Origin of the sequence: Streptomyces blattellae (genome assembly GCF_009709555.1) — a bacterium.
In the GTDB taxonomy this organism is placed as follows: Bacteria; Actinomycetota; Actinomycetes; order Streptomycetales; family Streptomycetaceae; genus Streptomyces; species Streptomyces blattellae.
Window position 1 is genome coordinate 1 of the sequence record NZ_WJBG01000025.1, and the last position, 9,044, is coordinate 9,044.

Here is a 9,044-nt window from a genome sequence, read left to right on the forward strand (position 1 = left end):
GGTTCGAGCGAAGCCGAGAACTTGGGGGAGCGACCAGCCACGACGGAGCCGCAGACGGCCGACCACCGTCACGGCCCCGTGCCGGAGCCGCAGATCGCCGCAGCCAGCGCGGCGTCAGAGCAGCCCCGCCGCCGCGAGACGCTTCCCCACCCGCTCCACCTCGTCCTCCGACAGCGGTACCTGGGGCTCCGCGGTGGCCGGGCAGTCGATGATGCCGCGCAGATGGAGCGCGGCCTTGAAGGCGCCGAGGGCCGACGAGCCGCCGCCCATCCGGGCCGGGTCGCCGGCGCCCACGATGCCGAACAGGGCGCACAGCCGTTCCTGTTCGGCGCGGGCCCGTTCCCAGTCGCCCGCGCGGGCCAGCCGGGTGAGGCGGACGTATCCGTGCGGGTCGACGTTGGCGAGGCCGGGCACGGCCCCGTCTGCGCCCAGCGCGAGCGCCGCGTCGACGGTCACCTCGGAGCCGGTCAGCACGCTGAAGCCGGTGATGCCGGGGTCGGTGCGGGCGCCGGTCACGACGGTGCGGAAGGCGCCCAGGTCGCCGCTGGAGTCCTTCAGCCCGGCCAGCACTCCGTCGGCGGCGAGTTCCAGGACCAGGTCGGCGGGGAGTTTGGTGTGGACGGCCACCGGGAGGTCGTACGCCACGACGGGCACGGGGGAGACGGCGGCGATCCGCCGGTAGTGGCGGGCGATCTCGGCGCGGTGGGTGCGCGTGTAGAAGGGTGCCGTCACGACGACCGCGTCCGCGCCCGCCGCCGTCACCTCCGCCACATGGTCCAGCACCCGCGGTGTCGTCATGTCGATCGCACCGGCCAGCAGCGGCAGCCGCCCGGCTGTATGCCCCGCCACGTGCCCCGCCACCGACTCCACGACCAGCCTGCGCTGCCCGTCCGTCAGGAACGCGGCCTCCGAGGACGACCCGAGCACGAACAGCCCGTCCACCCCGCCGTCGATGAGATGGTCGACCAGCCTGAGCAGCGAGGCCACGTCCACCTCGCGGTCCGGCGTCAGGGGCGTGCAGACGGGCGGGACGACTCCGGTCAGCGGCGTGGGGAAGTTCATGTCGGCTCCTGGTGCTCATCCGGTACGGCCGCCTGACTCACCAGGTCGCGGGTCGGTCGGCCCTCCTCCACTGGATGGTGACACCGGAACCGGTGCACAGGAGTGGACGCAACGGAAAAATCGGGCATCGTGTCGGCGCACTCCCCGTCCGCCTTCCAGCAGCGGGTGCGGAAAGGGCACCCGCTCGGCGGGCGGGTCGCCGACGGCACCGGCCCGACCAGCGGAATCGGGTCGATCGGGTGCAGCAGGCCGGGGGTCGCCGAGAACAGGGCACGGGTGTACGGGTGCCGGGAACCCTCCGTCACCCGGTCGGCCGGAGCCTCCTCCACGATCCGGCCCAGGTACATCGTGATCACGCGGTCGCTCATCCGCCGTACCGTCTGGATGTCGTGCGAGACGAAGACCAGCGCGAGACCCAGCCGCTCCTTCAGGTCGAGCAGCAGATTCAGGATCTGGGCGCGCACCGAGACGTCGAGCGCGCTGGTCGGCTCGTCCGCGATCACGAGATCGGGGTCGAGGGCCAGGGCCCGCGCGATGGCGACGCGCTGGCGCTGGCCGCCGGAGAGCTGGCCGGGAAGCGCGGCGGCCAGCGCCTTCGGCAGGCCGACCAGGGACATCAACTCCCGTACCCGGGCGTCCCGTTCCCGCGCGGTGCCCTGCCGGTGCACGTCCATCGGGTCCCGCAGGATCTGCCGGACCGTCAGGCGCCGGTTCAGTGCGGTGGACGGGTCCTGGAAGATCATGCCGGTGGAGCGGCCGACGGCCGCCCGGCGTTCGGCGGGCGCCATGCTCCACAGGTCGCGGCCCCGGAAGGACACCGTGCCGGACGTCGGCCGCTCCACACCCACCAGCACCTTCGCCAGCGTCGACTTGCCGCACCCGGACTCGCCGACGACGCCGACCGTCTCGCCGGGCGCGATGGCGAGGTCGGCGCCGGTCAGGGCGTACACCTGGTCCCGGGTGAACAGGCCGCCGCTGCGGGCCCGGTGGACGACATGTGCGTCGGACAGTTCGACGAGCGCGCTCACCGGGCGACCTCCACGTCCATCAGGTCGACGGCCGGATGGTGGCAGGCCGCCGTATGGGTGCGGGTACCCGCCGGCACGGGCGCAGTCGTCCGGCAGATCTCGCTCGCCCGCGGACAGCGGTCGGCGAAGCGGCAGCCTGCCGGGAAGCCCGCGGGGGCCGGTACGGCCCCCTTGACCTGCGTCATCCGCTCGGCCGCCGACTCCAGGGACAGCACGCTGCCGAGCAGCCCGCGCGTGTAGTGGTGCGCCGGTGCCTCCACCAGGTCGGCGGTCACGCCCGTCTCCACGATCTGCCCGCCGTACATCACCACCACCCGGTCGGTGACCTCGGTGACCAGTGCGAGGTCGTGCGAGACGAGGATCAGCGCGAAGCCCAGCTCCTCGCGCAGCCGGAGCAGCAGCTCCATGATCTGCGCCTGCACGGTCACGTCCAGCGCGGTCGTCGGCTCGTCGGCGACGATCAGCTTCGGGTCGCGGGACAGCGCCATGGCGATCAGCACGCGCTGGCGCTGGCCGCCGGAGAGTTCGTGCGGATAGCTGCGCAGGGTGCGGTCGGGGTCGAGGCCGACCATCGTCAGCAGTTCCCCGGGGGTACGGCGCCCGCCGCGTCGTACGACCTGTCTGAGCTGGGCGCGGATCGTCATCGCCGGGTTCAGGGACGACAGCGCGTCCTGGTAGATCATCGCCATCTCGTGGCCGAGCAGCCTGCGCCGGACCCGCATCGGCTCGGCCAGCAGGTCCCGCTGACGGAAGCGGACCTGCCCCCGCACCCGGGCCCCCTTCGGCTGAAGGCCCATCACCGTCAGCGCGGTCAGCGACTTGCCGCAGCCCGACTCGCCGACCAGGCCGAGCACTTCACCGGGCCGCACCTCGAAGCTGATCCCGTCGACGATGTCCACGCCCTGATGCCGGGCCTCGAATCCGATGGCCAGGTTCTCCACGGCCAGCACCGGCTGGGCGCCGCCGGGCAGCGGACGGGCCCGCGCCCGCAGCCGCGCCGCCGCCTGCGTCAGCCCCGGCAGCCGTACGATCTCCCCGTTGCCCGGCTCCGGCACCTCAAGCCGGTCGTCCTCGTCGCGGACCTCCACGTCCCGCGCCGACGGTGCCGCCCACGCGTCCGAGACGCCCTCGGACAGGACGTTCAGCGACAGCACGGTCACCAGCATCAGCAGCCCGGGGAAGAGGGTCGCCCACCAGCCGCCGGTCAGCACCATGTTCTTGCCGTCCGCGATGACACTGCCCCAGGACGGGTCCGGCGGCCGTACGCCCGCGCCGATGAAGGACAGCGACGCCTCGAAGACGATGGCCTCGGCGACCTGGACGGTGCAGAACACCAGGACGGGGGCGGCACAGTTGATGGCCACGTGCCGCCAGACGATGTGCGGGGTGCGGGCGCCGATCACCCGCTCGGCCGTCACATAGTCCTCCCCGTACTGATCGAGGACATTGGCCCGTACGACCCGTGCCACCGGCGGCGTGAACAGGAACGCGATCGCGCAGATCAGGACCGTGATGCCGCCGCCGAACACCGCGACCAGCACGGCGGCCAGCGCGATCCCCGGGAACGCCATCACCACGTCCAGGCAGCGCATCAGCGTCTCGTCGACGGCCTTGCGGGAGGTCGCCGCCACCGCTCCGACGAGCGCGCCCACGACGAGCGCGAGCCCGGTCGCCCCGAGCCCGATCGCGAGGGACCAGCGGGCGCCGTACATCAGCCGGCTCATGAGGTCCCGGCCGAGGCTGTCCTGGCCCATCCAGTGCCCGGCGGACGGATGCCCGGTGCCGTCGACGGGCGGCTGCTGGCCGAGCGGGTCGTCCGGCGCGAGCAGCGGGGCGAACAGCGCCACCAGGACCACGACGGCCAGGAAGCAGACGGCGATCTTCGACAGCGGCGGCAGCCGGCGCCAGCCGCGCAGCCGGACGCCGGGCCGGGCGGAAGCCCTCGTACTGGACGTACTCGGGCTTTCGCCCGGTGCGGCGAAGGGGGTCCCCCCGTCCGAGCCGGGCGAAGCCGGTTCGGGGACGGGGGAGCGTGCCGGGCGCCGCCAGGCAGGCGGGACTTTCGCCACACGCCCCAGGGCCGCGGTGAGGCTCTTGCGCGTGAACATCAGGCTTCCCTCAGTCGCGGGTTGACCAGCAGGTAGAGGATGTCGATCACGAGGTTGACGACGACGAAGCCGGTCGCGGTCGTCAGGACGACGCCCTGGACGACGGCCGGGTCGCCGTTCTTCACCGCGTCGATCATCAGCTTGCCCATGCCGGGCAGCGAGAAGATCGTCTCGATGACCACCGCGCCGCCGAGCAGATAGCCGACGCGCAGGCCCAGCACGGTGAGCGGGTTGATCAGCGCGTTCCTGAGCACGTTCCGGCCGACCACGACGCGCGGCGGCAGACCGCTGCCGATCGCCGTGCGGACGTAGTCCTTGTCCAGCTCCTCCACCACGGACGCCCGGACGACGCGGGTGAGCCCGGCCGCCACCGGCAGGGACAGCGCGAGCGCCGGGAGCGTCATCGTCTTCAGCCAGCCGGTGAACGAGTCCGCCGGGTTGATGTAGCCGCCGGCCGGGAACCAGCCCAGGTCGACCGCCAGGTACTGGATCATCAGCAGCGCCAGCCAGAAGCCGGGCGCCGCGACGCCGGTCAGCGACACGACCCGGACGATCTGGTCCGGCAGCCGGTCCCGGTGGATCGCCGCCGTCACCCCGCCGGCCAGCGACAGCACCACCGCGATGCCCAGCCCGAGGAAGGTCAGCTGGAGGGTGAGCGGCAGCGCGGTCGCGACCTGGTCGATCACCGGCGCCCGGGTCAGCGCGCTGGTGCCCAGGTCCCCGTGGAGCAGGGCGCCCACGAAGTCGACGTAGCGCACCGGGAGCGGGTCGAGCAGACCGTTCTCCTCGCGGAACGCGTGCAGTTGGCCGGGCGTCGGATTGGCGCCCTGGAAGAACGCGGACGCCGGGTCGACGTCCGAGAACCGCATCACCAGGAACACGAACAGCACGATGCCGAGCATCAGCGGCACGAGCAGGGCGACACGGCGGGCCAGGATCCTGGCGATGGCGACCACGGACCAACTCCCGTACGACGTCGTTGACTAAGGCGTGTTGAACATGGGGTGACCAGTGCCGGGGCACTATGCCGGGGCGCTAGACCCACTTGGCTTGGAGGAGGTTGATTCCGGGGTACGGCTGTGCCCTTGTCCCGGCGAGTTCGGTGGGGTCCCAGGCGGTCATCAGCTCGTTGTGGACGACCGGGTAGAGCACGGCCTGTTCGGCGACGACGTCGATGTAGTCCTGGATCATCGTCTTCTTCTTGTCCGGGTCGGGCTCCCGGGTCGCGGCGCCCATGTCCTTGAAGAGCCGCTTGGCGACGGCGTTGCCGGACCAGCGCGTGTACCCCATCCACAGGTTGGCGGGCCCGTAGTTGTAGTGCATGATCAGGTCGGCGTCGAGGCCGAACTGGTTGGGGTTCGAGGCGGCGGCGACGACCTGGTAGTCCTGCTTCTGGTCCAGCTTGGTGAAGACGGCCGTGGTCTCCTGCGGGGACAGCGTCGTCCGCACGCCGATCGCGTCCCAGGACGCCTTGATGGTCGGCAGGCAGTCGACGATCCAACTCAGGTTCACCGCAAGGATGTCGACCTTCAGCCCGCTGACCCCGGCCTGCTTCAGCAGCGCCTTCGCCTTCGCGGGGTCGTAGTCGTAGACCGTCTTCGCGCGCCGGTAGCCCGGGTTGCCCTCGTCGAGGAAGGACGACGACGGCCTGCCGTGCCCCTTCAGCGCCACCTCGACCATCGTCTCCGTGTCGATGGCGTAGTGCAGCGCCTGCCGTACCCGTACGTCGTCGAAGGGCCTGTGCCTGGTGTTGAACATCAGGAACAGGTTGTTCATCCCGGCCCCGCCGGCGACCGTGAGCCCACCGCTCCTGAGCCGCCCGATGTTGGCGTACGGGATGTTGTCGGCGATCTGCGCCCCCGCGCTGGCACCCGAGATCCGGGCGACGCGCGGGGCGGCGTCCACGATCGTCAGCCAGTTCATCCGCTGGAAGGCGGCCCTGCGCGGGCCGTTGTAGCCGTCGTACGCCTCGAAGGTGGTGTTCGACTTCGGGTGGTGCGCGGTCTGCCGGTACGGTCCCGAGCCGACCGCCTTCCCTCTGATCGCGTCGTCGAAGGCGCCGGGCTGCGAGAACACGTGCTTCGGCATGATCTTGGCGAGGGTGAGCCGCGAAATCCCTTCCGGGAAGGGGAACTTGAGCACCAGCTCGACGTTCCGCGCGTCGACCTTGCGGACTTGCCTCAGCCAGCCCGCGAAGAACCCCTTGGCGAGGGTCTGCGTCTTCGGGTCGAGGATCCGGTCGAAGACGAACACCACGTCGTCGGCGGTGACCGGCTTCCCGTCGTGGAAGGTGGCCCCCGCCCGCAGCGTGAACTGCCACGACGTGCTGTTCGGGTCGCCCGGCACCTGCGTGGCGAGCGCCGCATACGGCTCACGGGAGATCGGATCGGTGTCGAGCAGCCCCTCATAGACATGGTTGTTGGCGGCCATGCAGAAGGCCGACGCGGTCTGCGTCGGGTCCCAGCTGCCGTCGTTTCCGTATCCGATCACCGCGGTCAGTGCGCGGTTCCTGCCGCTGCCGCCGGTGTCGTTGGTCGACTCCGGGCCCGAGGAACAGGCCGACAGCGAGGCGGTGACCGCGGAGACCGCGGAGACCGCTGCGGACGCTCCCAGCGCGCCGGTGCACTTCAGGAAAGTCCGGCGATGCGGCGCCGGCACCTCGTCGGTCACGTCGCGCACGGTTCCTCCAGCGGGATGGGGGTGGGGACACGAGGGGATGAGGGGATACGACAGGACGGGCGGAAGAGCGGAAGAGCGGGAGATATGAATAGATATGGCGCCCTATGTCCTGTAGTCAGCGCGACCATAAGATTGGGTGTGGGGGCGGTCAAGGGAACCCACACGAATGGCGTAGGGACGGGTGAAGGGGGGCGCCGTCCCCTGTGCGGCGCCCCCCTTGGAATGTGTTCGTGCGACGGACGCGTCTGGATGCGTCCTGGCCTTCACGGCCTTCACGGCCGGCGGCCGAGCGCTCAGTCGCAGTACGTGTCCCGCTCCGGCCGCTCGCCGGTCGCCAGGAACCGGGAGACCAGGTCGTCGCCGCACTGCGTGCCGTTGGCCAGGTAGGCGTCGTGGCCCGTGGCGTCGTTGACGACCATGACCGCACGCTTGCCGAGTGCCTCACGCATCTTCAGGGCGCCGCTGAGCGGGGTGTTCACATCCCGCTCGTTCTGCAAGAGGAGGATGTTGGACGGGCCGCGATCGGTGATCCGTACCGGCGCCTCGCGCGGCTCGTACGGCCAGGCGGCGCAGAGCATCGCGTTGCGGGGCATGCCCGCGGTCAGTGGGTACTCGGCCCGGCTCCTCGCGACGTCTTCCCGGTACGCGTCGGCGGTGGCCGGCCAGTCGGCGTCGTTGCAGATGGTCCCGGCGCCGACCGCGGTGACGTTCTGCAGCACCTCCTCGGGCGGCAACGGCGGCGCGGGCGGCACGGTGCCCTTCCGCGCGGCCAGAATCAGCTGGGCCAGGCCCTGGAAGTTGTCCGGGTCGACCATGGCGTTCATCATGGCCTGGCGCAGCTCGTTGCCGTTCAGCACCGGCGGGTTGGCGCCGGGCCAGGGGATCGGCTCCCGGTCGAGGCGGGCGGCCAGGCTCAGGAAGTCCGCGCGCACCTCGGCCGGGGTCGCGGCGACGCGGTCCGGATTGCCGGGCGCGGAAGCCCACTTGGCGAACTCCGGGAAGGTGTCCTCGACGCCCTGCTCGTGGGCGGCCAGCCAGGCGCGCTGCACCCTGACGGGGTCGGGGTTGTCGTTGCTGTCCAGCACGAAGCGGTCGGTGCGGTGCGGGAACTTCTCGGCGTAGATCGCGCCGACATACGTGCCGTACGAGACACCCCAGGCGGAGATCTTCCGCTCGCCGAGCGCGGCGCGGATACGGTCGAGGTCGCGGGCCTCGTTGGCGGAGCTGAGGTGCTTGATCAGCTCTCCGCCGTTGCGTGCGCAGGCGTCCGACATGCGCTCGGCGGTGACCAGGTTCTGAGTGATGGAGCCGTCGGGGGCGGGCCAGGGCCGGGTGGCCGTGAAGGCGAGGTCGGCGCGGTCGAGGCCGCAGCTGACGGAGGTGGACGGCGCCAGCCCGCGCGGCGCGAACCCGATCAGGTCGTAGGTGTCACGCACCTGCTGCGGCAGCTTCTGGCCCTTGCCCGACGGGTCGTTGAGGCTGGTGCCGCCCGGTCCGCCGGGGATCAGCAGCAGGGCGCCCCGGCGGGCGGACGGCTGCTCGCTGGGGATACGGGAGACGGCGACGTCGATCGTCGGCCCGTCCGGGTCGGCGTAGTCCATCGGCACCTCGACCGTCGCGCACTCCTGCCGCGGGTCGAGACCGGTGCCCTCGCATTTCCTCCACTTCAGCTCCGTGGCCGAACCGCTCGCGGCGGACGCGTTCAGCGGCGTCAGCACACCGAAGACGACTCCGGACGCGGCGGCGATCAGGACGAGGCTCTTGGTCATCGGCTTCATACATACGAGCCTCGCGGAGCAGGCCCATCCCTCACATCCGGGCAACAACCCACTTCCCACGGGGGTTTCCCCCAGTGACGGGGTCAGGGCCACCCCCGGGACCCGTCCCGTTACCTGACTGACACAGTGCCTCCGCAATCGGAGTACCACCTCAGCTGCACTGTCAATCGAAGCGAGGCCTTATGAGACGCATGTGTCATGCGTTGTTAGTGGGTGCGATCGCCGTCGGAGTGTCGGGTGGGTTCTACCCGGCCGCGGCGGCCGACACCTCTCCGGCCGCGGCGGCCGACGCCTCTCCGCTGGAGGTCGAGAGCGTCACGGCGAGTCCCGATGACGGCAACGTCCCGGCCAACACCCTGGACAACGACCTGAGCACCCGCTGGTCGTCC

7 protein-coding genes are annotated in these 9,044 nt (G+C 71.2%); 1 reads left to right on the forward strand and 6 read right to left on the reverse strand.

Annotation, left to right across the window (positions count from 1 at the left end):
* Positions 1 to 114: 114 nt before the first annotated feature.
* From GFH49_RS00805 to GFH49_RS00830, 6 genes are all read right to left on the reverse strand, one after another.
* On the reverse strand, positions 115 to 1,062 hold the full coding sequence (locus tag GFH49_RS00805; protein WP_155053778.1) for a dihydrodipicolinate synthase family protein: 948 nt from the start codon (positions 1,060 to 1,062) through the stop codon (positions 115 to 117).
* On the reverse strand, positions 1,059 to 2,090 hold the full coding sequence (locus GFH49_RS00810; protein ID WP_155053779.1) for an oligopeptide/dipeptide ABC transporter ATP-binding protein: 1,032 nt from the start codon (positions 2,088 to 2,090) through the stop codon (positions 1,059 to 1,061). The genes GFH49_RS00805 and GFH49_RS00810 overlap by 4 nt, the downstream gene beginning before the upstream one ends.
* Positions 2,087 to 4,198 (reverse strand): dipeptide/oligopeptide/nickel ABC transporter permease/ATP-binding protein, encoded by a 2,112-nt coding sequence (locus tag GFH49_RS00815; protein WP_230396089.1) that lies wholly within the window; start codon positions 4,196 to 4,198, stop codon positions 2,087 to 2,089. Before GFH49_RS00815 ends, GFH49_RS00810 begins: the two co-directional genes overlap by 4 nt.
* Complete coding sequence (locus GFH49_RS00820; protein WP_155053780.1) at positions 4,198 to 5,154, reverse strand: ABC transporter permease; 957 nt, start codon at positions 5,152 to 5,154, stop codon at positions 4,198 to 4,200. The genes GFH49_RS00815 and GFH49_RS00820 overlap by 1 nt, the downstream gene beginning before the upstream one ends.
* A 79-nt stretch (positions 5,155 to 5,233) precedes the next feature.
* Positions 5,234 to 6,877 (reverse strand): ABC transporter substrate-binding protein, encoded by a 1,644-nt coding sequence (locus tag GFH49_RS00825; RefSeq protein ID WP_155053781.1) that lies wholly within the window; start codon positions 6,875 to 6,877, stop codon positions 5,234 to 5,236.
* Positions 6,878 to 7,170: 293 nt separating this feature from the next.
* The gene (locus GFH49_RS00830; protein ID WP_155053782.1) at positions 7,171 to 8,655 is read right to left on the reverse strand and encodes an alpha/beta hydrolase; all 1,485 of its coding nucleotides are present in this window, start codon (positions 8,653 to 8,655) and stop codon (positions 7,171 to 7,173) included.
* A gap of 209 nt (positions 8,656 to 8,864) precedes the next feature.
* Here GFH49_RS00830 and GFH49_RS00835 point away from each other — a divergent pair.
* Positions 8,865 to 9,044: hypothetical protein (locus tag GFH49_RS00835; RefSeq protein ID WP_230396090.1), on the forward strand; the 180-nt coding region annotated here is incomplete at its 3' end.